Raw genomic sequence first — 26,060 nt, forward strand, 5'->3', positions numbered from 1 at the left:
TTTATTTTTTAGCAATATAACGCAACAGGCTGCACTGGAAGATAGTCTTAAACCAGCGAGAATCGAAGTCCCTGACTTGCCTCAGGAAAAATACGGCACCGGGTTTACGGTCAAATACAGCTTCAAAAGAAGTATTTCCGCTTGCCACAGCTGCAGCGAAGACGGGTAACCAGGCCACGGAATAACGGTAGTCTGCGTCAGGATTAATACCAATCACTGGATTTTTTTGTGACATCATCCATTTATAAAGACGCTTACAGCCATATTCAGGCCAGCGAGCCTCACTGTGCTCACGTAAAAGCTCCTGATACCACCCGTGGACACAAGATTCAGGAATAGACGGAGGGAGATATCCGTTACTTAACCATTTCTCAATTTCATCGGCATATGTCGGGAACACGAGCCCCAGCCGTTGAAACATATTAGTAACCAGTAATTTCTGGGTTTCCTCCGGTGCACCTTTTTGGCTCAGGAACAATTTGAAACGCTCAGATGCGGCTTTGATCTCAAAGATGGGGAAAAACTCCCATAGAATAGGGAACTCATTCTCAATACGACTCAGATACTCTGCTGACATTTCGAATTTGAAGAGCGACATCGCCAATGCCTGCGGATGCTGCACTAGTGCACGCCATACTTCAAAGGTTGCCAGCGGTAAATAACCAAATTGATCGTACAGGCTACGCATAAATTGCCAGCCGGAATGGGCAGGATCGTTAGCCATCTGTCCGAGAACCAGTGTGATGGTATTAACTTCTGCCTGTGGATTAAAAAGCTGGGTCGCTTTCTGCAATGAGCGGATGTTGCTTTCTTCTACCGGTAACGAAGATTCGCCACGAATGAAGCAGGGGCGAAAAGCCATCTCCTCACCCGGTTTAGGAACAACCAACCATGGCCCATTTTTGTTAACGATTGAGCTCAACTCATATTCACCGACAGGCACTCCCTCGCTCATTCTTGATGCTAAGGGGATGGATTTCCTCTCAGGTTCACTTAACAGCATGATAACGGGGGAAGGAATCTGTCCAGCACGATGGTTCACTGACTGGCTGAGTAATAGTTCTTTTTCATAATCATAGCGCAGACTGTATTTATAGCGACGAATTTGCCAGGCCATGACCACACCCGCCCCCGTAATACGCATCTCAACAACCTGATCAATACCTGTCTCAAGTGAAATCAGGTTCTCAATATGTTCGCGCAGACTATAGAGATTCAATTCAACAGGACGATCGCTCAACGCCGTATAACACCATTCGTGCCATGCCTGTAATCCACTAACGGAGCGCAAATGCAACTGCAATGTATATCTTGTCGGCTCGCCATTTCTGGAGAACAGAAACGCTCTGGAACCCAGCAGATCATGCAGCGTAATGTTTTTATCCAGAGGACGTCCGTTTACATCAAGAGCGAGACAGCCTTTAGCGGGAAAAGGTAACTCAATATCGATGGGGTCAGCCGCCAAATTAGGCAGAACTTGTAATGTAATAAATGCCGGAGGTACCCCTTCCGCTTTGAGTTGTATCTCTGTTCGCCCCTCAGTACGCTTACGTGTAGCCTCCAATGTTTTATCTTTAAGTTTTGCTACACAAGGATGCTGTGTGGTGATTACGATAGTGCCTTCATTTGCGTGTATTCCACCTTTTATCTCAATACTGAAATCAGCAGGCAAAATACCGATTTTGCGACGCAAGAGCGTTTCATTCTTACTATTACGGATAGAAAGATATTGAGCCCCCAGCATCTCTTGTATATGACATTGCTCAATTGAAATTCCGCTCAGGTAACGCGTTACATCAATGCTTTGAATATCTGGTAGTGTAGAAATGACTTTTGGTACACCAATAAATGTTTCATCTGGATGACAAACCCAGCTTGCACGCTTTCCATTTAGAGCAAACCTTCCGAAGCTGATTTGTTCTCTTCCGGTGCGAATCCGATAAGTTTCATTTGCTGTAACTGTAACGTCCTGACATCCCTTAACAGGTAGTGCTTTTAGTCCTAATACGTTTACTGCGCTCGATTGGCCATCAAAACCAGCAACATTGCTATTATCCCGAGGGAGCACAATCAGAACATCGCTGCTTCGCACACTGCAAGAAGCCTGTCCCTGTAACAGCCATTGATCTGCATCAACGATGAAAGTTAACGGCACCTCACCAATGGCAATTTCACTGTCATCAAGTTTAATGCTCCCAACAATCATCCCTCCAGCACGAGCCACTAACGACAAACCTGCCGATGGATTTTGCCTGCCAAATCTCACTTCGCTTTTACGTAATCGAACTGTTGCCTGTCTGTTTTCCAGAGAAGCATAGGCTGGCCCAAGGCCAGAGACTTCCTCACCATCTTCACAAATGGCAAGTTCAAAGCGCGTAGTTGACGGCTCGCTTGTTACAGGAAAGGAAACTTCGTCAGGAAGAGATACTATCGCCCTAAGCTCATCTGGATGCTTTTCTGACCAATAAAATTGGCAACGCGTACTCTTATTTTTTTGTAGTCGAGGCTTAGCCTCTACAGAGGCTGCGCATAGCAGTCCATTCAAAAAATGCGTTCCTGTTTCATCATCTAACGGTATTGGAAACTCGCTTCGCCAGGTAGGGTGAACCTTATCAAGCTGTTGTACTGGTTCTTTGTGATTTATTAGGTTGTGGGTAAGTACTAAGGAATTGAGGTTATCAGCCATATGACTGATAAGTTCTACAGAGGTATCTTCGCTAAAAACAGTAGGCAGCGCTGATTTTTCTATGACAGCTCTTGCCAGCGAAAGGGCAGAAAAACCTGACTGCTTTGCTTGCTCATATTGTCCAAGGATCCTGGAGAAAACAGCCAGAAAGCGACTGTCTGATTCTTTGAGTAGCCGGAAAGGTAAACCACCTTCACTGAATAATGTTCCGAGAAAATTGCGTCGTTCAGATTCATAAAATCGAATTGGGCGCAGCCAGTAATCTTCCATCCCTTTCGGTACGATAGTACCAAGCTCTGTGGCGGTGAATGAAATCCCTATTTTTTTATATATAGGGTCCCACGTCCATCCGCATTGCCGTTCATAATCTCTGCGGTACCACTCAGAGCAAAAAAGAACAAAACAGGCAGCAAAGTCCCTATTACATATATTAGATTGTGATTGACCGACTGCACGGAGTAGCTGCGTTAATTGGGTATATTCATCATTGGTTGCATGATATTCATAAAGAGGACGGCCATCCGGTTGTCTCAACCCTCTAAGATTCACAAAGTTACTTAGCCAGGAAGTACATTTTACCCATGAAATGTATTCTGATTGACCCAAAGCAAGCTCCTTAGAGATAAAAGATACAAAAACAAAACCCCACAACATTTCTAATTTGAAAGAAAACCTTTCAAAATATCGTATAGTTAATCAGGCGGCAACAACTATTTTTTCACGTCGATACTATAAATCAATTTTAGATAAAAATGATATCAACCATCTATTAATCACAACTCATTTATCACCTGATTTTATAATTTCAAATGAAAATAAATCTCAAACAATCAAAAAGTATTCAGTAGCTGACATTTAACTTTCCAGGATATAAAACAATTAGAGAAACTGCACAATAGCGAATAATGAGAGTTGTAAAGTCAGTCAAAAAACACAAGTAATCACTGTGCGTTTTTTGACCGTTATCGACATGAGTTGAAAGAGGTTAGTGAAGAAGATATTCCTGTACACTCCATACCTATTGATGAATTGTCTCGGGAAAATTTTTATAACTTAATTTAAAAACATAAAAACGTTTTATTATATATAAATCTATATCCCCCCTCACTCCACATCCTCCCTGCGTAACCCAATATCCCTCAACCGCTCATCACTCATCTGCTGTAACACGCGTCGGGTCTGCATTTGCCGCCGCCAACGCCTCACCGCCTGCCAGAGTTGCACGAGGCCGATAAACGGCGCTTTAGCTCTGTTTTCGTGAAATTCCATCTGCTGCCTCCTCATCTTTCAGAGGCTTCATCATCCGCCTTCTGGCAGTTCACAATACAGATTCAAATATTACTTTTATTTAACATACAGACAGGTTAAAACAGCATCTGCATCCGGTTTTTTAGCCTCATCTGTACTGGTTTTTCTCTCTGTATGGTCCAAATAAGGAATACAGCATGACGCGTTATCAACATCTGGCGACTCTACTTGCCAGGCGGATTGAGCAAGGGCTGTATCGTCACGGGGAGAAATTGCCGTCGGTGCGCAGCTTGAGTCAGGAGCACGGCGTCAGCATCAGCACCGTGCAGCAGGCATATCAGACGCTGGAGACAATGAAGCTCATCACTCCGCAGCCGCGTTCAGGTTATTTTGTTGCGCAACGCAAAGCCCAGCCGCCAGTACCGCCAATGACGCGTCCGGTGCAGCGCCCGGTGGAAATTACCCAGTGGGATCAGGTGCTGGATATGCTGGAGGCACATAGCAACAGTGCCATTGTCCCGTTAAGCAAAAGCACACCGGATGTCGAAGCGCCCAGCCTGAAACCGCTCTGGCGGGAGCTAAGCCGGGTGGTGCAGCATAATCTGCAAACCGTTCTCGGTTATGACTTGTTAGCCGGTCAGCGAGTGTTGCGAGAGCAGATTGCCCGCCTGATGCTCGACAGCGGCTCGGTGGTCACCGCCGATGACATCATTATCACCAGCGGCTGCCATAACTCGATGTCGCTGGCGTTAATGGCGGTGTGTAAACCGGGCGATATTGTCGCGGTCGAATCCCCCTGTTATTACGGTTCGATGCAGATGCTGCGCGGCATGGGCGTGAAAGTGATTGAAATCCCAACCGATCCAGAAACTGGCATCAGCGTTGAAGCGCTGGAACTGGCGCTGGAACAGTGGCCGATTAAAGGCATCATTCTGGTGCCAAACTGTAATAATCCGCTGGGATTTATTATGCCGGACGCACGCAAACGGGCCGTTCTCTCTCTCGCTCAGCATCATGATATTGTGATTTTTGAAGATGATGTCTACGGCGAACTGGCGACGGAGTATCCGCGCCCGCGGACCATTCATTCCTGGGATATCGACGGCCGGGTGCTGCTGTGCAGTTCGTTCAGTAAAAGCATTGCACCAGGCCTGCGCGTGGGCTGGGTCGCACCGGGGCGCTATCACGATAAACTGCTGCATATGAAATATGCCATCAGCAGCTTTAATGTACCGTCCACGCAAATGGCGGCGGCAACGTTTGTGCTGGAAGGTCACTATCATCGCCATATCCGGCGGATGCGGCAGAATTATCAGCGCAATTTGGCGCTTTATACCTGCTGGATACGGGAATATTTTCCCTGCGAAATCTGTATTACGCGCCCGAAAGGCGGATTTTTACTGTGGATAGAATTGCCTGAACAGGTCGATATGGTCTGCGTTGCGCGACAGCTGTACCGCATGAAAATCCAGGTAGCGGCAGGCTCGATTTTCTCGGCTTCCGGCAAATACCGTAATTGTCTACGCATCAACTGCGCTTTGCCGCTCAGCGAAACCTATCGCGAAGCACTGAAGCAAATTGGCGGGGCCGTGTATCGGGCAATGGAATGAATTCGAAATAGTGGCGAAGCGCCTGATTTCCTCTCATGAATAACCTGTGACTCGTTTTATCTTTGCTGGGTCATCGCCACGTTCCAGCCTGAATTAGGCAAAGTACGCTTTGTTCATGCCGGATGCCATGTGAACGCCAGACCAGGTCTACAAAAATCTTTAAAGTTCAATATATTTAATGGGTTATGTAGACCTGATAAGCATAGCGCATCAGGCTGCTTTGCGTTTGTCATCCGTCTCTGATTAGCTCTTGAGCCATGAATAGCGCTCACGCTCAGGCAAGGGCTGCCTTAATGCCTGCATTTGCTCTGCCGAAAGTCCGGTAATCTTTTGTATCCATTCAGGATCCGCCCCATTCTGCAACAACAATCGAAGAATGCGCTGCTCCCCTTTTATATATCCATCATTATGAATTCGCTCTGCAATCGTCATTATTCGCTCCCTGTGTTGTGGCATTCGACGGGTAAGTTCACTGATAAACTCATTAAAACGCGCTTCATCGCCAGTCAGTAAAATGTAATTTAACAGCGCAGTTATCTGGCTGTCATTAGCACACTCTGTAACCAGTAATACTACCAGTTGATCGATAAGCCCCATCAGATCGCGCTGGCGAATATGCTTTTGGATCAACTCCAACAGGGCGACTCTGCGATGCTGCACAATCTCATCGTCCGGCACGACAGTGACATCCACCAGCGGGAACGCGGCGGTATAAAGCTTCCGTGCGGTAGTCGGGTCGGCAAATTCGTCCAGCCAGCACAAAGACCAGGGATAAGGACTACGGCTACCGTGATAAAACAGCATCGGAATGACCAGCGGTAGCGGTCGGCGTTTATCATGCTCTATATGGCGCTGCATCACCGCCATGGAATAGCGCATCAGCCGAAAAGCCATGTGAATATCCTCACGGCTCTGATGTTCAATCACCACATAGATATAGCCATCTCCTTTACGGGTCTTTACCGACCATAAAATATCGGAGTGTAGCGCCCGCAATTTTTCATCGACAAAGCTGGCGGATTCCAGTTTTAAGCTATCGAGATCGCACAGTTCACGTAAATCTTTAGGTAAGTGAATCTCCATAAAATCCTGCGCAGTGTCAGGGTGCGTGAGAAAGGTTTTAAATAATGCATCATGCGGCGTGCTGGTCGTGAAGTTTGTCATGGCGATCCGTCACCTGTAGATAAGATGGTCCGACTTTAGCGACTAACAAAACCACTCTCACCTGGCAATTTCCCATTCCCCGAGGCGCTTTCCAGGCTATTTTTATTCTTCTGCAAACGATACATTTTTCCGGAAACAGGCTCGTGTTTTTACATGTCCTGTACCCGGCAGATATTCCCCTTTCCACCGCGCTCTTTTGATTAACCGCAAATTTTAATTACACTTAAGGTGTATATTTTCTATGCAACCCATCAATTAAAGAGGTGTAATGTGCTGATGACTATTTGTAATCGTTATACATTCTGACCAGAACTCAGAAGGTATTTCTCTGTCTGTGTGTTCACAGGCAGTGTGGTTGATTACATGAAATTCAGTACATTTGCAGTCTCGTTGCCCTTCTCACCTGCCTTTCGTCATTACCGACGGTATTGAATTTCGTTTTCCCCGTTGGGGTTCTCCGGACAAGGAGTTGTTTGTTATGCCACGTTTTTTTGCCCGCCATGCCGCCACGCTGTTTTTCCCGATGGCGTTAATTTTGTATGACTTTGCCGCGTACCTGTCGACGGATCTAATCCAGCCAGGGATTATTAATGTGGTACGTGATTTTAATGCCGATGTCAGTCTGGCCCCTGCTGCCGTCAGTCTCTATCTCGCTGGCGGTATGGCGTTACAGTGGCTATTGGGGCCACTTTCCGACAGAATTGGCCGCAGGCCAGTGCTGATTACCGGGGCGCTTATTTTTACCCTTGCCTGCGCCGCGACAATGTTCACAACGTCTATGACACAGTTTCTTATCGCGCGTGCAATTCAGGGCACCAGTATCTGTTTTATTGCCACCGTTGGTTATGTCACGGTGCAGGAGGCGTTCGGGCAGACAAAAGGGATCAAGTTGATGGCGATTATCACCTCCATCGTACTGATTGCGCCAATTATCGGCCCGCTTTCCGGCGCAGCTCTTATGCACTTTATGCACTGGAAAGTCCTTTTTGCCATCATTGCGGTTATGGGTTTTATCTCATTTGTTGGCTTACTACTCGCGATGCCAGAGACAGTAAAGCGCGGCGCGGTTCCGTTTAGCGCCAAAAGCGTACTGCGCGATTTTCGTAACGTTTTTTGCAACCGGCTGTTCCTCTTTGGCGCGGCAACCATCGCCCTCAGCTATATCCCAATGATGAGCTGGGTGGCTGTCTCGCCGGTGATCCTGATCGATGCGGGCGGCTTAACAACTACGCAGTTCGCCTGGACACAGGTACCGGTATTCGGCGCGGTGATTGTCGCAAATGCCATCGTGGCGCGTTTTGTTAAAGATCCGACCGAACCGCGGTTTATCTGGCGTGCCGTACCTATTCAACTGGTCGGCCTCGCGCTGTTGATTGTCGGCAATCTGCTGTCGCCGCATGTCTGGCTGTGGTCGGTGCTGGGCACCAGTCTGTATGCTTTCGGGATTGGTTTGATTTTCCCGTCGCTATACCGCTTTACGCTCTTTTCGAACAACCTGCCGAAGGGCACCGTGTCGGCATCGCTGAATATCGTGGTTCTGACAGTGATGTCTGTCTCGGTCGAAATCGGCCGCTGGCTGTGGTTTAACGGCGGTCGCTTGCCGTTTCATCTGTTAGCCGTTGTGGCGGGCGTTATCGTCGTTTTCACCCTGGCGGGATTGCTCAATCGCGTGCGCCAGCATCAGGCAGCCGAGCTAGTGGAGGAGCAGTGATTTTTGCGCGATCCTGCCGTCAGGCTCTATTCTTAACGTTATGAATAAACTCATCGAACTCAGACGCGCCAAAAGGTTGGCGCTCTCTTTACTGCTTATCGCCGCTGCTACCTTTTTCGTTACGCTGTTTTTGCCGCCCAATTTTTGGGTGAGCGGCGTGAAGGCGATTGCTGAAGCGGCGATGGTCGGCGCGCTGGCTGACTGGTTTGCGGTGGTGGCGCTATTTCGCCGCGTGCCGATTCCGATTATTTCTCGTCATACGGCGATTATCCCGCGTAATAAAGACAGGATTGGTGAAAATCTCGGCCAGTTCGTGCAGGAAAAATTTCTCGATACCCAGTCGCTGGTGGCATTGATTCGGCGTCATGAACCAGCGTTATTGATCGGTAACTGGTTTAGTCAGCCGGAGAACGCCCGCCGCGTCGGTCAACATCTGCTGCAGATCATGAGTGGTTTTCTTGAACTGACCGATGATGCGCGTATTCAACGCCTGCTTAAGCGCGCAGTCCATCGGGCAATTGATAAGGTCGATCTTTCTGGCACCAGTGCACTGATGCTGGAAAGCATGACTAAAAACGATCGTCATCAGGTGCTTCTGGATACACTGATCGCACAACTGATCGCCTTGCTTCAGCGCGATAAATCGCGCAAGTTTATTGCCCAGCAAATTGTTCGCTGGCTGGAGAGCGAGCATCCACTGAAAGCCAAAATTCTCCCCACCGAATGGCTGGGCGAACATAGCGCGGAGTTGGTTTCTGACGCGGTGAATTCTTTGCTTGATGATATTAGTCGCGATCGCGCACATCAGATCCGCCATGCGTTTGATCGCGCCACCTTTGCCCTGATCGACAAGCTGAAAAACGATCCGGAAATGGCAGCGCGAGCCGATGCCGTAAAAAGTTATCTGAAAGAAGATGAAGCTTTTAACCGCTATCTCAGTGAATTGTGGGGGGATTTACGGGAATGGCTGAAAGCGGATATCGACAGCGAAGATTCTCGTGTGAAAGAACGTATCGCGCGGGCGGGGCAATGGTTTGGCGAAACGTTAATTGCCGATGATGCCTTGCGGGCATCGTTAAATGGTCATCTGGAACAAGCCGCGCACCGTGTCGCGCCTGAGTTTTCCGCATTCCTGACGCGCCACATCAGCGATACGGTAAAAAGCTGGGATGCGCGGGATATGTCGCGGCAAATCGAGTTAAATATCGGCAAAGATCTACAGTTTATCCGTGTCAACGGTACGCTGGTTGGCGGTTGTATTGGGCTAATTTTATATTTGCTGTCGCAAGTTCCGGGATGGGTAGATCGAATTGCGCTTTAATGACTTAGATGTATAGTCACAATCTGATATTTATACAGATATCCGTTAGTCCTCTGCGTCGCTTTTCATCCATTAATTCTTAAACGCCTGTCTCTACAGGGTGGACTAAACTAAGAATAGGCAGTAAAAAACAAATGAGAACAAGGCAATATATCTTCGATTGCTGGCTTGAATAGCAGAAAAGTTTTGCGACGATAAAGCTACAAATGTTCTCCCCATTTTTCAATGTAGACATTTATAGCAATATCAAAATTTACTGTTCAGGTTTTTCAACAACAAAACCATTTTGCCGTACAAACTCAATCAAGAGTTCAATATTAACAATGCCCTTTGTATATATACCACGTATAGTCCTTCTCTTTTTTCTGACTGCTAATTAGCTGCTCATCATGGATAACGAAATAGCAGCTCTGTCATCACAACAAATCGTGTACCATCATCTATTAACAATCCCGGGCGTCGATCCCCTGATTGCAGCAGCGTTCCTCAGAGAAGTTGATGCCGCACCTGTTCTCGAGTGGGCGAGAATTATCGGCGTGGTGTGGGCTGGTTCCCCCCAGCACAGTTCGAGCGGAAAATAGCGCCTGTCTATTATGACGAAAAATGGCAACCGGAGTCTGAGAACTCTCATTATTCATGGCGCGCAGTCTGTAATGCGCTGTGTGAAAAAGCGCGATGACAGTCTGAGTATTTGGCTGCAAAGACTGGAGGCACGTCAGGGGTTCCTGAAAACCACGGTTGCGCTGGCGAATAAACTGACGAGAATTATCTGGCGTGCTTTGACCGATGGCATTGATTTTAATATGCAGAAGGCAGCTGCGATGAATTAAACAAAAACAGCAAGTTACAGAAAGCTTTTTTAACTGAGTTTGCAAACACTGATGAGAAAACGGCTACCGTCCTGTAACAGCCTGACGTACACATGATGATAAGTCATCTCTGCATTGAGTGCGGCTTCAACGCTGATCTTTTTCAGCAGACGATCAAACTGGCTGAGGTCTTCAGGGGCTTTGAGGCTTTTGGTCAGTTCGTTGGCCAGAGCCTGTACCTGTTTTGCGTCTATAAATTAACCTTCATTTAATGTAATACTGGGTTGAACATATCAAAATCAGGCAATTACACAAATCTATGTACAGGCTCGAGACAGCAGCCTGATGGGGGCGGTTTTTGTCTTAACTCAATCAAGAAGCAAATCGTTTTGTAAAACTTTATTTTTGCCCGGTATTTGAACGGAAGTGTTAAATATCCAAGATATCTTGTTCGCCTAATGGTCATCTTTTCAATCAAATAACCCCAAGCTTTGCATACAATTCTTTTTTCTCTTTCATGCTGTTATCCAATGGTGCAACTCGTAATGCCGCTTTCAAATAAGCCGCAGCACCAGAGTAATCACGCATTTGCTCGCAAACTAAAATGAGTTGGCTTAACACATGGAACTTCATTGGAGTTGTTTGGTTTACTCTCTCCAATAGTGCTCTTGCTTCAGGATATTTTGCTTCAAGGCCAAGGATAGATGATTCTAAATACATGGTAGTCGCGTTTTCTGCTTCAGCTTGCTTTCGTTGTAACAGCCAGAATTTTGCTTGACTGATATTGCGTAACTGTAGGTTTGTCTTAACTATCAACTCGAACAATGCCGCTGGTTGAGTCAATTTACCCTCAAGCAAGATCCCTTTATTATCTTCTACGACTTTTTCAAAGTCGAATAAGCGATTGGCGCGGTACAAGGCAATAAGTTGCTGATGTAAAGCTTGTAGATCTTTACTGCGGCTATACTCCTGCGACGCTAACTGAGCAGCTTTTTGGTAAGATTGATTGGACATTGCCTCAAGTACCGCACTTGACCAGTCCTGATCAGATTTAGTCTGAAAAACGGGAGCAATAGCACCAACTTTTAATTGCTTAGTGGCAGCAGCATCAAATGCATGAATTAAGTCGGAAATAGAGGAAAAGCGATCCTCCGCTCGTTTTTGTAAGCAGGTAAGAACCACTTGCTCCAGGTCTGTGTGAATAGAGCTATTAATCTCTGTCGGAAGCTTGAAAGGTGCGTGGCGCTGAACTTGTGCTGGCGTATCATGGGGCAGTTTTCCTGTCAGCAGCTGGTATAGCAAAACACCTAAGCTATAGATGTCGCCCAATAGTAGCTCTTCCAGGCTGCCTCTACGGCTATCGACGTTGGAGAACTCTGGGGCCGAATACAACACAGTCCCGCCATTTTCTCGGGTACGAACGTAAATTTCTTCTGGTAAAGCTGAGCTGCCAAAGTCCGTCAACTTCACCAGGTCCCGCTCTCCAACCAAAATGTTATGTGGCTTAATATCTCCATGAGATATTGGCACTGGTAGTTCGGACAAATAATGCACAGCACAGAGCACTTGACGATATATTCTGAACAACCGTTCATAGGTCTGACCAAAATTACGCTGCCTGTCATCGAGCTTTTGCGCCAGGGTTTGGCTGGGAAAATACTCCATTTCAATATAGAACCATTCATTATCTATACGGCCCATATCAAAAATTTGCACAATATTTTCGTGCGGCTCGACGTTTAAAAGCTCTTTACCTTCGGCAAGCTGACGGTCTTCCCGAGTAATATCCTTAGGGATTTTTACTGCGACAATTTTTCCATCTTTCAGGCGTTCCGCCCGCCATACCCAGCCATGGCTGCCATCACCAAGGCATTCAAGTAACAGGTATTTGTCACCAAGGCGTTTATTCGTCCCTGGCAAAAAATGTGCTGATTTTATATTCACATCAACACCTCATAGTGAATTCTGTCCAAAACAATCATGTTCAGGTTTTTGATAAATAAAAAGCGACTAAATACCACCTCAACATCAGGAGCGGCGATTACTTGGGTACCCGTGGACGAAGTAAAACCCATACGGCATATGTCTTTCAGTTTTTGAGTATCAGGTACACCTACTAAGCCTTGGCTCCAGGCACTGAGGACCAGGGTTTTGGGGCAATGATTCCAGCGCTGTGCTGCTTCCAGTAAGTTTTTTAATTTTTCTTCCAGCTTTTGCTGCCCCTTCGCTGAACCATCAAAGCGTTCAAATTCGATTAAACACACAGGCGATGCAGAAGATTTATGAAACCAGCCCGAGTCAGAACGAATATCAGCACCAACTGTCCCTGGAGCCGGGCATTCCACTACCGCCATAAATGACTGTTCATGCCCGAATGTATTCCAAACGCTACAGCCCAGGCTGTGGACCAATACATCCTGGTCCAATAGCTTACCGCTTGCTAAAAGTGGAAATGTCTCATTTACCCAGGCAACCTCAGGCATAGGCACCTTAGCCACTGAAAGAGCCCCAAACACGCAGTACCTCTGGTGATTCACCACCGTGAATTAATGCCTTACTACCAACTTTAACAAGCAGTGGTGCAGGGATTGAACGACCACACACCAAAGCTTCACCGGTTGATAAACTCGGGAGTTCCTCCAGATCAGCTTTGCTCACCATATCTGATGCTTTAGCTATAAATCGTTGATCGTCTGGGTTCTTTAAGCGCATCGTAATTAGCGTATTGCACTGAGAGGTCACATCTGAATCTAATTTCGATGGACGCTGGCTCACAATGCCAAATCCAACACCAAATTTACGACCTTCACCGGCGATCTTTTTAATAATGCGGTGACTGACTGCGTTGCCGCCGGCCGGGGCAAAATTATGGCCCTCTTCGTAAATGATAAAGCATGGGCGCAGCGGGTCCGTTTTGCTCGAGGCTGCTTTTAATATTTCACTAGATAACAGTGCACAAATGACTTGCTTAGCGGTATCACTCAAACCTTGTAAGTCAACAACAACTAAACGCCCCTGTTGATTGCTCGGGCGGCCCACCATTTTGTAAATATCAGTTGGCTCAGCCATTGTTGCGCTGTAAAAACTTTTAGCTTCATTAAGCACGCGTGAAAGCTTCATCGAGGCGACGGCGGCACTACGGCCTGATAACGCCTTCGCCTCAGCTTCAGAAAGGTCGTCCCACTCTTTTAACTCTTCAATACCATCACCTAATAAGAAGCGTAGGCGGTTAATATCTCGTGGCTCAGTCTTATCTGCAGAGCGCCAATAACGAATTGCAACATCGAGTACTCGTTGCTGCGGTTCCGTTAAGCCAGGTAATATTTCAGCAATATCGTCCATTTCAAAATGGTCAAACTGAAGCGCTAATGGCGTATTCTTACTGGCGTATTTATGTTTAAAAGATTCGTGCTGCGGCGAGTAAACCTGAATACCTGCACCGGCGGTCTGCAGCTTTTCAAAGGTCTGTTTTATCAGTGGCAGTGCTTCTTGATCACGCTTATCGTCAGTGGCTTCTAAGAGGCTTGAGAATTGCAGATTACCGCCAGCGAGGGCTTTACCGTATTCACCATGTGGGTCAAATACTACTACCGTACCGTTATTAACCGCAACTAAACGCTCAATAATGCGGCCAACTGTATAAGACTTACCTGAACCCGTCATTGCCAGAACAGCCAAATGCTCAGTGACCAACTTGTTCACGTCAATAAAAACAGGAACTGTATTCTCACCTTTGTCGTAGCCTACTAAGTTACCCAAGTGCAAACTGGAGTGTTCATTAAATTCGTAAAAATCACTCAAAAACTGAAAATCGACGGTTTCAACAGCGGTACCCGGGTTAAGCGGGCGACGTGGAATTTTGATTTGACGAGTAACAGGATCGCGGTAACCAACCAGCTCGACCTGAGCAAACATATTCTCACCAGTTACATTCGCACCGGGCAAAAGTTCAAGCTCGGTTACACCATCGCCAAAGCCGGCGTTATAGAGCATATTAGTACGGCTTATCTTGGTCACTCGCCCCAGTACGGCGACTTGCCCCTCATCTTTGCGTTCCTGGTGCATAATGCGTACAAACTCACCACGGCGTACTGAAAACGAGTCTTGCACAACCATAGTTAACTGACTGGCATCACCAGTGTTACCGACTAATTTACCTAAAACTTTATAAGCCATTATTCAATCCCTCATCGAGGCCTGCCAACCACCCTGCCTCAATATCATTATTCTTTAGTGCCTGGTGTAAACCCTGGCGATAAAACGTAGCAAATTTAGGTAAAATACCAAGCTGTTGATAACCAAGTAATTGTGGCAACGGCATTGCATTACCTTTGTTTTGCATATCCAGCACCATCAGGCGAGAGGCAACTAAATCGAGATCAGCACTTTTCCATTCTGGTTCGTCACCCGCTAATTGCACCATTTTTATCTGTCCACCTCGGGCACTACGGAAGTGAAAACCAATTAGACCTTGCTTAGCTTCAATATTGGGTTCAATGCGCTTTTCTTGTTCAGACAAACGAAATGCGATGGTGCGCGAATAGTTGCCTAAAATGCCATTGATAAATCGCAAATCCCCCACGCCAACCAAACTTTCATCCAGTCCTTCCAGATTTTGCATCAACTCTTTAGAAAACCCATCAGATGCTAAAATTTGTTTGCGGCCTTGTTCGGTACGTAAATCTTGTTTGGCGATACTTACAATGGCACTAAAGCGCTCAGCCAAAATGCTCGCAAGTACTACACCATTTTGATTCCAGGGAAAAATTCTGGAGCGATGGTTTTGCCAAAAAGTTTCTATCACTTGTCTGGTTTTTTCGTACTCTTGTTTATGACGGACATTTCGCTCCAGCGGAGCCATATCCCGTGCTAAAAACAACGGCGTATCCAGCAAAATTAAATCGCCAGGCTCATAACTTAAAAGTTTTTTCTCAACTAACTGATAAGCCTGACGAATTTCAATTAAATCAAGCCGTTTACGCTGAGCTTCAAAATCAATATCATCCAGTTCTGATATCGAGTCGCTACCCACCGTGCTGACTTTATTGTCATCTATTAACAAATCTGTGCGCACTGCTGCACTGGCATAAATAAAACCACCCAATACCTTGTCTAAGCACGATTTAGTCGCAATACCGGCTACGCGTAAATTAACAATTGTGGGCTTGGGGACCGCTTTCACTAAGCCAGCATCACGGAACAGCGGCGCCACTTGCTCAATATCACGGACCTGTTTAAGCAAGCGTCCTGCACTTCCCGGTAAGCGAAGCTGGCTATCGATGGCGAGCGATTGCGCTAAATTCATCGTTTTGTTCTCATTCATGCTTATAGCATTCCTGTGTGTAGCTGCTCGCTAAGTAATGGGGCATAAGCCCAATATTGCGAGGTTTGTAGGCATGTTTTACCTGTAGTTGTTATGCCCGCGTCGTCGATAAAATCGTGCTGCCGCAACATCTCACCCCGCTTGACAATATCAAGGCTATTAACATCAAACATCAGCTTAACCGCATTATGCTCAGACAACGCTTGTAAGCTCATGCCACCGCCAGCGTAGAGTAATAGCAATACAACCAGATCGTGCTTATCTGGCGTGTAGTCAGTCGATGGCGCTTTAGGTTCGATTATTCGTTCAGCAATGCCTGCATGGTCCACAAACCAATTCAACCAGCTCACCAGGAGCTCACTATGATCGAGTAAAGTCAGCGACCACAAAGGTAACGTGGTAAAAGCTAATAGCCCACTGTTGCTGTGTTTTCGTATGTAGCGGGTATGCACTACATCACCGGCCTGGTGTTGGTGGCGATCTGCACTGCCAGTAAAGCCAGCAATAGCCTGGTCTGTTTCACTGGCTAGCAAAGCGGTTAGCTCCGGTTCCTGCACCCTCAAGATAGCTGGTACTAACTGCCAATCCAGTGGGGAGGGCAATTGCGCTAATAAGGTAAATTGTTCAGCTTTCAGGTTTATTACCAAAGCGGCACAACCTGCCTGCATAGCCCAGTGATACAGGTGCTGCATAGTATTAGCGTCAGTCAACTCTTCTGCTTGCACTATTAACAAACCACTGGCTGGCGGCGAGCTAATCCAATCCTTCGTTAAGGGAGTAGCCCCCGCAACAGTTTGCAAAAAACGGCCTTTACGATTACTGGCCAGTGCCGCAGATAAATAAAGACTCATCGCGTCACCTCTATAAACCAGTGGCAAAGGTAAGGCGCATTTTTAGAATACCTTTGTCTACAAGTCCTTTCTGTTGCTCAGGTGTTAACACGGGTTCCTGATTTTGGCTCAAAGCCTGATAAATCGGTTGCCAATCCGCCAGTGTTAAGCCTGTATTTTTTAATATCTGCTCACCTTGACTCTGCCATTTGGCCTGGGTGCTTTCACACACCTGTTGAAGTTCTCTGACACCCAAATTGCTCACATCCTCCAGAGTCAACGCTGCTGGTTCCGCTTGCTTTTGAGAAGCCAATAGCGGTTTTAATAACGGCAGCCAGCTGTTTACCTGCGCGATGGAGTTGCGTCTTACTTGGTTTAGACGCTCTTCAATTTTAAGTAGCTGGCCTTGAATCGGTGTAAGTTGACCGCGTGCCGGTTTTAAAAGCTCTTCTGGTAAATCCCGTAACGATGAAAACTGCCCATTGCGCAAACTGTTTTGCATACTTTGACGCTTGCTCTCGGCATCGTTGGGGAGATCGGCAGTAGCATCTTCAATGAGCTGTAATTTCATTACCAGTTTTGGTAGCTCTGCAATGTCATCGGTGAACTGATACTCAGCCGTGGCGCTACTAAGCCATTCTTGCAGTTGTTGTGCACGTAGTTTTTGCTCTGTGAGGTTATTAACCAGCTTACTAAATCGTTCTTTGCAGTTGCGGTAGCTGGACAAAATATGCCCCTGAATCTCCGCTATCGGCAACTGTTGATCATTGTGCAGGTTTAAACCCACTTCTTGCGCTAAGGCTGAAAGCTTGTCATGCGCTCTACCTAAATCGAGTTTACGCAGGTAATGCAGTAAGGTATCGCTGTCTGCTTGCTGCTCTTTTCGGCCAGTGGCACTGCTGGTATCGTCTTTTAACGCTCCATCTAAAATATGACCTATAGTGCGCAGCGTGTTGGTGTACAGACGTTTCGGGAAATTCGTCAGCGGGGCACACTCTGTTTCAACATCTATGATTAAATCAGCGAGTCGGTTGTTGATACGCTCAGCGCTGCGCTCAACAAACTCGGCAAATAAACAGGCCTGTTCAATCCGTTGATAAAGCGAGGTCGTTTTGTCTTCTAAGCTGAGAATATGAGCATCTTTTAGCATAGGCCTGGAACTATTAAGCGGTTTAACCTTTGCTACCAGTTCCAGCACTTCAGCACGTTTGTGGATAAGCCCAGCCAGTACTTGCGTGTCATTGGCCTCGGCCATATCAGCCAGTTGTTCTTCTTGCTGTTTGAGCACGTTAAATAGTGATTGTGCTTTTTCCAACTGCTCTTTAGCTTCTACGGTGACAAACCCCAGCTTATTTTTACCCAGTGGCGCGAACATTTCATTAATGCGTGCATAACCATACACGCGGCTCATGACTTCCACATTGGCTGCGTAGCTGCCCATATCGTTACCGCGGAACCAGTTTTGCGCTTCTCTAATGGCATTTTCTAAGCGGGAGCGCGGGTAGTGCTCCCAAATTGCCTGTTTTTCTGTTGGATTGGTTAAAGTGAGTAAGTTCAGCTCTCCACACCACCACATCCAGTCATTAAACACGCCTTTGGCAGTAATACTCGTTTCAGCCACATAGGCGAAATAAAACTGCTGCTTAAAGCCTTCGAATTGCCACTTGTGCTTTTTATTAGGATGAGCAATACGGGCTAAAAATAATGGGATCTGCGCCTGGCTTCGCTGCACATTATTAAGTTCAGTAAATAGCCCGGCATGTTCATCGGCCGTGTAGCCTTTGGCAATATAGCTGCCCGGCACCTTAAGCTTATCCAACAAGCTGCTCAGCTCATTCACTGGCACGCCGTGTTGCTGCTGTAAATCGAGAATGCCATTTAACTCAGGGTGAGCAATGGCCAGCTGATACCAGCCTTTAAACAACAGGTCTCGGTCATTCGATGATAATTTACCATCTACCTTTAACGGCCAGGCAATTAAACCGCGCTGCTGCAAACGCTGGCGCCACTTGTGAATGGCGTCCGTGGCAAAGGTTGTCAAGGCATGCAGCTTGTTTTTGAATTTCGCGGTAAAGCTGTCGGCAGTTAAATTCACGCCGTGCAACTGACATGCTGCCAAACTTAAGCCAATACGCTCTAACTGGTCTGCTTCGCTTGGGTTGACATAATGCAGCAGTATCGCATCACGCAACTCATTTCTTTCATCCAGTCGGCTGTATTGCTCCATGAGATGTGCAGAAGCAGTTAACGCTAATACTGGCGTGCGACCATTTTGGTGGCTGTGGTTTGCCGCAAAGGTGTGAAGATTGTTCAGCTCAATTAGGTTGCTGACCCAGGCAAACAAGGCTTTACCTTCTGGGTGAAGCTTAAATCCATCCAGGGTAAGTAAACCACCCTGGCGGCCACGGGGCTCGGTTAAAATGGCCAAAGGTGCATCGTCGCTGCCCGCTTTATTACTCAGTAAGTTTTCATCATAGGTCCAGTTGTTATCCAGTAATCTCACAAAACCCGTTACACGAGCTAATAGCTTGATGAGCGGCTTCTGGCTACTTTGTTTGCTAAGTTCACTCATTGCCTGTTCATGAGCGTCGCCCATGGCGGGATCTTTAAAAATCAGTGAGTTCTGCTGGGCACTGCGATAGCGCAAATCCAGGCGCAGTAACATCGCCACACTGGGGCCAATATGCGTTGCTTCGCTGGCGTCCAGTTCGGTAGTTTCACCCACTAGCTTGTGCCATAAGGCATCGGCAGCGAATTCAATCGCTGGGTGGTCATACAGCAAGCTGAGTAAGTATTTAAACTCACCTTTTGACAGAGGCAGTAATACTGCGCCTTTATCACCACTTGCGGCTTGTTCTTTAATCGAAAAAGTACGCAGGTTATCCAGCAAAGTGTCTAAGTTCAGCGCTTGATCTACTGCAGGGTAGTACCATTCATCTTTATCGCGGCGGAATTTGGCTTGCTCCAGGGCTTGTCGGCACTGTAGGCGGTCAATGCTTAGTTTGCGGTAATGAGCGGCTATGGGTTCCAGATCTTCGTTTTTCAGCGCCAGCAATTCAGTTGCATGGCTCACTTCAGTTAAGCGCACGGGTAATTGGCCGTATAGCAAAGTACGGCATTCGGTCAATAGTGCCTGGTCGCGGGTTTGAATGCCTTCTATCGCACCTTTATCCAGCACATGCCTGGCCACGCGGCCAGAGCCTGCCAGCACAGCTTCAAATAAATCGCCCACATCCTTGATACTGCGGCCTGCTTGTTGGTATTGGCTCAGCACTGCATCCACATTAGCCATGACCACGTTAAACCAACCGAAGTTGGCACCACTCATGGCGTATGCAGCTTCCACTAAACCAGCAGGGTAATTAAAACCCAGTTTGCCGTCTTTTAAGAGGCTTGCCACATAGTCTGATACATCGGCAAAGGCATTATGCTCAAGTTCTACTAACTCAAAGCGGCGTGCGACAGATTGAATTTCGCGCAATTGCTGGCCAAGCAGTGGTGAACACAGCGCCACATAGCGCAACCATGGAAGTTTACGCCGAGGGTCTTCCTCTTTAATTGCTTTACCAATCAGGCGAATGGCCTGGCCATCGAGGCGTTTATCTTGTTCATCTTCCAGGCCAAAGGTGGCGGCTTCTGCAACGGTTTCCAGCTCATCCAGCACCACCAACATATACTGCACGCCAAAACTCTTTAATACTTTATAGGCGGCTTGCACCAAACTGACTACCAGCGTTTGGTCAGTATAGAGGTCTTCTTCGCTGTGGTTGGCGTTCAGCTGTAAGGCGTCTGCTAACAGTTCAGATTTAAAGCCAAATGGCATTAAGCGTTCATAGGCTTGTTTGGCAATTTCACTTTGAATCGATCCATCAAAGGTTTGGGTGGCCAGTGGTAATAGCGCCTGATATAAACCAAAAGCAAACCAGTTATCCGAGTTTTGATAATCTGATGCCACTTGCGAGTAGCGAATGTAGAGCGCCAGGTATTTGTCTTGCGTGTCGCGATTAAACAGCTGCTTATCGTGCAGTTGGCCTTGTTCGTCGCGGACAAACCAGCCCCTGGAGCAGTCGTTAATTTGTGCGACCAATTCATGGCCTAAACGTGATTTACCCCGACCCCATTCGGCTTCGACGGCAAACACATGGGCAAAGCGATCATCGTCGTGATCCACCGTATGCAAAAAGGTTTGAAAGCGTTTAAAAAAGCGGCTCTGGCCCACTAACGGGTCGCGAGGTGGATAATCTGATACACCCGTCGCCGCCCAGCGATGTTGTTTTGCCAGGCTATCAACCATCTGTTCGTTTAATTCAAAACTCATAACGACGATCCTTGAAGGTTTATTCTATTGGCGGCGCGTTTTTTATTGGCATAGCAGTTTTGCGCCAGTTGCTTAATGGCCCGTTGTAACGTTTGGCTTTTGTAGCCAAATAGTGGTGCTAACGGCAGGCTATAACAGGCATCGCTGAAGCTTGTATGAATTCGATATTGGCCGGACTCACCACGACCCGCCTCGGTAAATTGCCAGATTTTTTTTGCCAACAATTCGGCAATGAATGAGCTCAGGACGTGGTTTAGGCGGTTGATGCTTTCCGTGTTCACATCGAGTGCTGGATAGAGGGGGATATTGAGCTCACCGAGCAGAAGCACAAGAAACTCGGCCAAACTACCCAGACTAACCTCATCACCTTCAATGCCTTGTACCGCCACATTTATTTGACCGGGGGCAAAGGCATTTTGCCCGGCAGGTAAGGTGAGCAACAAACCGCCACGTTGCTCGGCAGCCCAGGCATCTTGCACAAAGACAATGAGACTGAGTAAAAATAACCAGGGCTGTTGGGCGAATAGCTTGGTAAGCGGCACGTTGTCATGACCCGAGCGGGACACCAATAACCAATCGGCATTAGGTTTCAGGTCATGTTCATTAAGCAATGTATTGGGGAGTGCTAACAACCGCCCACTACACCAGTTATTTGTCAGTTGTTTTGCGGTGACATCCACCGCTTGTATAGGTGCCGGTGGTTCATTTTGTTCGCTCACGGTAAACAAGGTATGGCTGGTGCGCAAAATACGGCATAGAGCGGGAATGGCTGCATTGTCGTTTAGGCTATGACCGAGTAAATCCCGTTCGGTTTGCGCCAATGGGCTTGCAATGATTTGTGGTGAGAAGTCTGCGTTTTCCAACTTGGCTAAGACCCATTCACTGGCATTGCCCAGTTGCTGAATGAGTTTAACCAATACCATTGGGTCACTCATCGCGCCAGCTTCCTGGCAGCGAGCGGCGGCTAAATTTATCCAATGTTGGCGAACATCTGGGTTTAAGCCCAACAACGCTAATTGCCATTCACCTGACTGGCTTAAATCACTAAAGGCATCAAGCAATGGTGCAGTGAGGCTAAAGGCGCTAACGATATCCGTTTCAGCGTCGTTCTTTTTCGGCTGTATTATTGGTTGTAGCAGTGATCTAAAGGCAGGCACAGCCGCCAGTAACAACGCTGCTTTACTGGCGATTAAACCGCCTTGCCGCCAAAGCTGCAGGCAGAGGTCAAGTGCCACTTCGCTATTTACGGGGTCGTTATTTTGCCTGGTTGTAATGCTGTCCATGCCCCTTGTCTCCATCTTTACTCTTCAGCCTCCGCTTGCCCCGCCTCTTCCAGCAAACTGTATAACTCATCCACATCGCCAAATAGCGGTGTGGCGCCTTCTATGGCATACCCCTCAGCGCTCAGTTTACTTAAAATCGCCTGATCTAAGCTGTTGTCGCCATCTTCCAGGGCCTGTTGGGCCTGGATTAATTGTTGCTCAGTCAGTTGGCCTTCGATGAGGGCTTCGACCAGGGTTTTGGCGGACTGAATTAATAAATTAGCTAAGATAATAGCTCGGTTTTTGGATAGGAAAGTTGCCGCGATAGTTTCTTGTAAATTAATAGGCGGTATAACAATTAAGTTTGATGCTGTTTCTTTTAAATTCATATTTAATTGAACTGCGCCGTTTGCAATTCGGTTCGATTGAATCCTTCCAACTTCTGAGTTTAAAAATGCTGCTAAATAGTACGGGTTTATAGTTGGTTTGCAGTCAATAGTTACAACCGCCGCATTCAGGCTAGCAGTGCTGTATTTCTCGCTGTCAAATACAGCAGCGCGGCCGATTGTTCCTCGAACAGAAAGCAAAAGACCACCAGGCTTTACTTGATGCGATCTCAGATCATTATGCTTTTCCTTAGAGATGAAAACGCAGTCCTCTAATTCGCAGCGACCGTCGATTAAATTAACACTTCTTATAACTGGAATGCCTGATGGTCTATAGTCGCTTGTAGACACCGCCCATCCGCCAGGACCATCTTTAATTCTTGAAGATAACTCCCCGAGTGGTTTATTCGGAAAAGGAGAGTTCTTAATTTCGAGTTCCGCCCAAAGCTCTAAATCACCATAGTATTCAGCCTCCAGCCTCAGGGAGGATAGTTGTTGAATTGATATAACCTTACCAATTCTTTTTTCTGGCTTAGGATCACCTTTAAATACAGAGTGAATTTGTGACTGTAAAACCGAATTGAGCCTCTTCGCCCAAACGCGCAGTTGCTCGGCTTGGCGAACTTTATCCCCGATGTATTTTTGGGCTAGAGGTAAAACTTTAGGAACTGCTAGCGAGCGGACACTTGGGAAGTCAATTGCAGGGCGAGTTGCGCCATATGCCTCCTTCCAGATCGCTACTTGTCCGGTTTTGCTATTCAAATATGCCACCAAGAAATAGGCGTCAACTTTTTTGGGATCGGGCTTGAATCTGACTGAGTGCTGACTAATGTTGGCCGGTAGATGTTTAGCTGACACAACAGCCGATTTACCAAATTTTGCACCAGTAATAGTAAGTAAAACGTCGCCATCCACTAATCGGCTGCGCTTTAATTTTTCATCATCTTCATCGTTAATAAAAACAGCTTCTTCAGCTTGCAAGAACATTTCTTCAACTTCAGAAGTACGATAAAACTTAACACGGCCTTTTTCTAAATAATTTGCTCCTAAAGGTGTTGCGCCACTAGCCACCCCGCGCTTTGAATCAATTACCGCTTCCAGGGGCAAAGCACCTAGGTTGTCTTTTATCTTATTAATTTGTCTTTCAAATCGCGGTTGATAGTGCCAAGGATCAATCCGCCTTTCAGACAATTGTTCGGGTGTTCTTTTAAAAATAGTTGCCATCATTCCCCCCGCTTATAAGCCGACACAATCTTATCCAGATCGTTAGCGACACCGGCGTTATAGTCTTCGATATTGTTTTTCACCACGTAGCCCAAGGTTTCAGCTACTGCCATAAACACGTCAGTTTGTGGCTCGGGCAAAAATTGCTCTGGCTGTTTGGGGTTAGCATGGCGTTTTTGCAAATACAAAATCGAGGTTTTGGCGCCTGTGCCTGAGAGCTTAAAGCAGTCGCTCGGCAATGAAATTACTGCTTTTACAATGGCTTTACCGCCAACAAACTCGCCGGTTTTTTCGTCTTTTTTCCCCATAATGTACTCGCGGACATAACGGTCGCCGGAGTTACATAAAATACCATCGGGCAGCACTATTAACAGACGGCCTCCGGGTTTAAGCAGTTGCAGGCAGCGGTCGATAAAAAGTACTGCTGGGTCAATAGTGGCACCTACCGGTTGCCAGTTGCCCTTGCTATCGGGCTTGCTGCCCAGCGCGAGCCCTGCGGTTGTAGGCTGCAGGCTGTAAAACGGCTTTTTATCAGTCCCGCCCGTTCTGCGCAAATCGGTACGATAGCCCGCCCATTTAGGCTCGCCGTTTTCATCCAGCTCTAAATCACCGATATCCTCCCACTTCATTTTTACGTGGTCATACCAGGCGTTGTAGCTATCAACGACTTTTTTGGTCGGACGAAAACCACCGAGCACTTGCTCCATATTGGCTTCGTAATTGGCTTTTGAGTTTTGACCATTTTTGCCTTTATCAAATTTAGGCGTACCGAACGGCGGGTTGGTGCAAATCAGGTCAAAGCTATTCGGCTTCAGAGCGTTAGTAGTGAGTGAGTTGTCGGTATAAAAAATCTGCGCTTTGGGGGCACCTTGCAATGCCATATTCACGCGGGCCAGCATTACCATGCGTGGTGCAGCATCGGCACCGGTAAATGCACAGTCGCGTAATTTTTGTTTCAATGATTCTTTTTTATCGTCGGCCAGCACCAGCTTAAAATCGATCCATTTATCAATCTGGCTTAACGCCACCGAGCCAAAACCAAAGGAGCCACAGGTGGGGTCGCAGAAACGAAAATCGCCATTGGCTAAGCGCGATCGCATTTCATCGTCATCGTCGATGTCGTGCATAGCAATTTCAAGCATGGCCTGTTTTACTGGGTTTGGTGTTAAATAAACGCCAAGGCCACCTTTGGATTCAAAGTTAGCGCGTAGGAATACATCAAACACTCTGCCGAGTAAATCTCCTGACACATCAGCCAACGTGCCGTGTTCTTTAGCGATTTTACCGTCGTTGGTTTTTACCGGACCCAGGTTTTGTATTGCTTCCAGCAAATCCTGATAGTTTTTCGCAACAGACAGTCGCAGGTGTGTTTCTTTACTAAAGATGGGGTTACGTGAGCCATCATCTGAGATCACAACGTAGTTTTCGTGATTTTTAAATTCCTCAAAGGCGGCTTTGATTTGGGCAACGGCTTTATCGCCGTGGCTCTCCACATATTGCCAATCAAAGACATCACGAAAACGCAGGGTATTTCCCTCATCATCTTTAAAGGTAAGGTCTTCATCGTGATGCAGGCGGAAAGTTTCTAAAAACAGAAGCTTAGCCACTTCCTCAATAATGTCGTTCTTGTCGTTTACCTTGTCTTTGGTAACGCGATAAACATTTTCATGGAAGGCATCAAATCGCTGCATTAAGCGTGTATAAACACGCATCGACCAGCGAAAGGTTGGATCACGCTCCATGCGATCAAAGCTACGTAATTCTTCCAGACCAGGCAGGGTATCTGCACCGTGGGTACCGTCAGATCCATCGGCACCGAACAAGGCCAAAATACGTTGGTTCAAGCCATCGTCCACAACGGCATATACTGGCCAGTCACCTTCGATATCACTTAACAGCTGATAGGCTAAATCATCAAACTTTGCAGTGTCAGCGGCGTATTCCCAATGGCCTTCTGTCAGCGCAATCAACATGACTGGTGGCGTTAAGTTGCCTTCAACCAGGCCTTGAATGAGACCAGCCTTGGCGAATTCATGCTCGGGTAATTCGACCAATGGCTGAGTAAACTCGGAGTGCTGTTTGACCAGTTTATTGAACAGTGCTTCTAGCTGCTGTTGCGGGTCTTGTTTTTTTGCTTCTTTTGCCATGATGTTTTCTAAAATCCTTTA

Annotated in this window: 16 protein-coding genes and 1 pseudogene; 4 read left to right on the forward strand and 13 right to left on the reverse strand. The window is 47.0% G+C overall.

The annotated features are described in order from the left end of the window. Position 1: 1 nt before the first annotated feature. Both yjiT and EFER_RS24870 read right to left on the reverse strand, forming a co-directional pair. On the reverse strand, positions 2-3,292 hold the full coding sequence (gene yjiT, locus EFER_RS15555) for a protein YjiT (RefSeq protein WP_048814575.1): 3,291 nt from the start codon (positions 3,290-3,292) through the stop codon (positions 2-4). 498 nt (positions 3,293-3,790) lie between these two features. Next, the gene (locus tag EFER_RS24870; protein WP_000394281.1) at positions 3,791-3,955 is read right to left on the reverse strand and encodes a DUF1127 domain-containing protein; all 165 of its coding nucleotides are present in this window, start codon (positions 3,953-3,955) and stop codon (positions 3,791-3,793) included. A 176-nt stretch (positions 3,956-4,131) separates the two neighbouring features. On the opposite strand from EFER_RS24870, the gene EFER_RS15565 reads away from it, so the two are divergent. Then, positions 4,132-5,544: an aminotransferase-like domain-containing protein gene (locus EFER_RS15565; RefSeq protein ID WP_000199360.1), complete on the forward strand. Its 1,413-nt coding sequence runs from the start codon at positions 4,132-4,134 to the stop codon at positions 5,542-5,544. A gap of 243 nt (positions 5,545-5,787) precedes the next feature. Here the strand turns inward: EFER_RS15565 and EFER_RS15570 are convergent, their stop codons facing one another. After that, positions 5,788-6,708, reverse strand: coding sequence for an Rpn family recombination-promoting nuclease/putative transposase (locus EFER_RS15570; RefSeq protein ID WP_000181200.1), 921 nt, complete (start codon positions 6,706-6,708; stop codon positions 5,788-5,790). A gap of 478 nt (positions 6,709-7,186) precedes the next feature. On the opposite strand from EFER_RS15570, the gene mdtM reads away from it, so the two are divergent. The 3 genes from mdtM (at position 7,187) to EFER_RS24510 (ending at position 10,570) form a co-directional block, all read left to right on the forward strand. Then, the gene (gene mdtM / locus EFER_RS15575) at positions 7,187-8,419 is read left to right on the forward strand and encodes a multidrug efflux MFS transporter MdtM (protein WP_001136993.1); all 1,233 of its coding nucleotides are present in this window, start codon (positions 7,187-7,189) and stop codon (positions 8,417-8,419) included. A gap of 40 nt (positions 8,420-8,459) precedes the next feature. Beyond that, on the forward strand, positions 8,460-9,740 hold the full coding sequence (locus EFER_RS15580; RefSeq protein WP_001037412.1) for a DUF445 domain-containing protein: 1,281 nt from the start codon (positions 8,460-8,462) through the stop codon (positions 9,738-9,740). Between the two features lie 653 nt (positions 9,741-10,393). Then, the gene (locus EFER_RS24510; RefSeq protein WP_224219347.1) at positions 10,394-10,570 is read left to right on the forward strand and encodes a hypothetical protein; all 177 of its coding nucleotides are present in this window, start codon (positions 10,394-10,396) and stop codon (positions 10,568-10,570) included. Between the two features lie 86 nt (positions 10,571-10,656). Here the strand turns inward: EFER_RS24510 and EFER_RS24220 are convergent. The 10 genes and pseudogenes from EFER_RS24220 to EFER_RS15635 form a co-directional block, all read right to left on the reverse strand. Beyond that, positions 10,657-10,803, reverse strand: a pseudogene (locus tag EFER_RS24220) (IS256 family transposase); the annotation flags it as partial. Positions 10,804-11,023: 220 nt separating this feature from the next. Further along, positions 11,024-12,493, reverse strand: coding sequence for a serine/threonine-protein kinase (locus tag EFER_RS15595; RefSeq protein ID WP_001022621.1), 1,470 nt, complete (start codon positions 12,491-12,493; stop codon positions 11,024-11,026). After that, entirely contained in the window at positions 12,490-13,032 is a 543-nt protein-coding gene (locus tag EFER_RS15600) for a hypothetical protein (protein ID WP_001115387.1), read from the reverse strand. The genes EFER_RS15595 and EFER_RS15600 overlap by 4 nt, the downstream gene beginning before the upstream one ends. 7 nt (positions 13,033-13,039) lie before the next feature. After that, positions 13,040-14,725 (reverse strand): helicase HerA domain-containing protein, encoded by a 1,686-nt coding sequence (locus tag EFER_RS15605; RefSeq protein WP_000323669.1) that lies wholly within the window; start codon positions 14,723-14,725, stop codon positions 13,040-13,042. Continuing rightward, positions 14,715-15,872, reverse strand: coding sequence for a hypothetical protein (locus EFER_RS15610; RefSeq protein WP_001004902.1), 1,158 nt, complete (start codon positions 15,870-15,872; stop codon positions 14,715-14,717). The genes EFER_RS15605 and EFER_RS15610 overlap by 11 nt, the downstream gene beginning before the upstream one ends. Positions 15,873-15,874: 2 nt before the next feature. Continuing rightward, positions 15,875-16,723: a hypothetical protein gene (locus EFER_RS15615; RefSeq protein ID WP_000061128.1), complete on the reverse strand. Its 849-nt coding sequence runs from the start codon at positions 16,721-16,723 to the stop codon at positions 15,875-15,877. 10 nt (positions 16,724-16,733) lie between these two features. Next, positions 16,734-21,020 (reverse strand): hypothetical protein, encoded by a 4,287-nt coding sequence (locus EFER_RS15620; RefSeq protein ID WP_000007260.1) that lies wholly within the window; start codon positions 21,018-21,020, stop codon positions 16,734-16,736. Continuing rightward, complete coding sequence (locus EFER_RS15625; protein ID WP_000377424.1) at positions 21,017-22,303, reverse strand: hypothetical protein; 1,287 nt, start codon at positions 22,301-22,303, stop codon at positions 21,017-21,019. Before EFER_RS15625 ends, EFER_RS15620 begins: the two co-directional genes overlap by 4 nt. Before the next feature lie 17 nt (positions 22,304-22,320). After that, positions 22,321-23,892, reverse strand: a complete 1,572-nt coding sequence (locus EFER_RS15630) for a restriction endonuclease subunit S domain-containing protein (protein ID WP_000190891.1) — start codon at positions 23,890-23,892, stop codon at positions 22,321-22,323. Continuing rightward, positions 23,892-26,039, reverse strand: coding sequence for an HsdM family class I SAM-dependent methyltransferase (locus EFER_RS15635; RefSeq protein WP_001040177.1), 2,148 nt, complete (start codon positions 26,037-26,039; stop codon positions 23,892-23,894). Before EFER_RS15635 ends, EFER_RS15630 begins: the two co-directional genes overlap by 1 nt. Between the last annotated feature and the right edge of the window lie 21 nt (positions 26,040-26,060).

The sequence above is a fragment of the Escherichia fergusonii ATCC 35469 genome, assembly GCF_000026225.1.
Taxonomy (GTDB): Bacteria; Pseudomonadota; Gammaproteobacteria; order Enterobacterales; family Enterobacteriaceae; genus Escherichia; species Escherichia fergusonii.